1 protein-coding gene is annotated in these 1,143 nt (G+C 49.0%); it reads left to right on the top strand.

Annotated elements, in window-relative coordinates:
• The first annotated feature begins 59 nt into the window (after positions 1 to 59).
• The gene (locus NO877_RS19690) at positions 60 to 1,061 is read left to right on the top strand and encodes an Eco57I restriction-modification methylase domain-containing protein (RefSeq protein ID WP_425492979.1); all 1,002 of its coding nucleotides are present in this window, start codon (positions 60 to 62) and stop codon (positions 1,059 to 1,061) included.
• Positions 1,062 to 1,143: the final 82 nt, after the last annotated feature.

Genomic DNA, 1,143 nt, shown 5'->3' with positions numbered 1-1,143 from the left:
TGAATGCTGATTTGTATAGTATCTTAGGAAGAGATGAGATAGATCGGTTCTATTGAGTAATCGCAGTAAGCGAACGTGACTTACGAGGGGTAGATATTGATCAAGGGGCGGTCGAGATCTGTAAGCTACGTCTCTGGCTCTCGATGGTGGCGGATATTGAGGACGAGCCGCAAGAGGTGGAGCCGCTGCCAAATATCGATTTCAACATCCGCTTGGGCGATTCCCTTATCGGCTTCGAGAGTACGGAAGTCGCGGTTGACGGCCAGAAGCTTCTCATCGCCGAACGTCTAAAGGAAGATCTCGAAGAGTACCGGGATAATGTTGAGGCATACAAATCTGCCGAAGAGGACATCTCACAGCTTAGAGGCGAACTTGACGATCTCCACGACAAGTTGCAGACACAACTGAACGAGTGGTTCGCTGACCTTCCAGATATCAAGGTAGAGGACGAAATCTCCAAACCAGAGGAAATTCGGGAGATTATTTCTTCCTCTAACGGAGATGTCAAGCTCAAACTCAAGTTTGTCGACCCAATCGACGACGATCTTGATCAGGAATTAAACGATTTAGGCTTTCGTACATGGAAAAAGGCGGCGAACCTCAAGTTGGGCAACCGAGATGCTATGGCCGGGAAACCTGAAGAGATATTCGAGGTCATCCCCGCGGATCAGCTGGCCCGCTCCTTCGTGGAACGGGGTCTACTTGAGGAAGACATCGACCAACTTGATCCATTTCACTGGGTGATGGAATTCCCAGACGCATATGATGCAATCGGAGATGACGACAGGGACGACGCTTCCAACGGGTTTGATATCGTACTTGAGAATCCCCCGTACGTTCGCATCGAAAGCGTCGACGAACCCCAGCGAGACATCTACAAAGAACTGCACGAAACTGCGACTGGACGGTGCGACCTCTACGTCCCATTTATCGAACGCTCGTTTGAACTCCTTTCTGAAAAAGGACGGAACAGCATCATTACCTCGAATCTATTTATGAGGACAGAATATGGAGAATCAGTCGATCACATCGGGTTAGAGGAAGTGTCTGCTTGGACGTAGTGTGAAACCAAACCAAGCAGACAATCAGATCGAAGAAGAGCACCTGCTTAATTTTGTCGTCAACACTCTCAACGAGGAGCTT

The organism is Halohasta litorea (genome assembly GCF_024494645.1).
GTDB classification, from domain to species: Archaea; Halobacteriota; Halobacteria; order Halobacteriales; family Haloferacaceae; genus Halohasta; species Halohasta litorea.
Note: the sequence above shows the minus strand (reverse complement) of the source record. Positions and strands in the feature narration are given on the sequence as shown.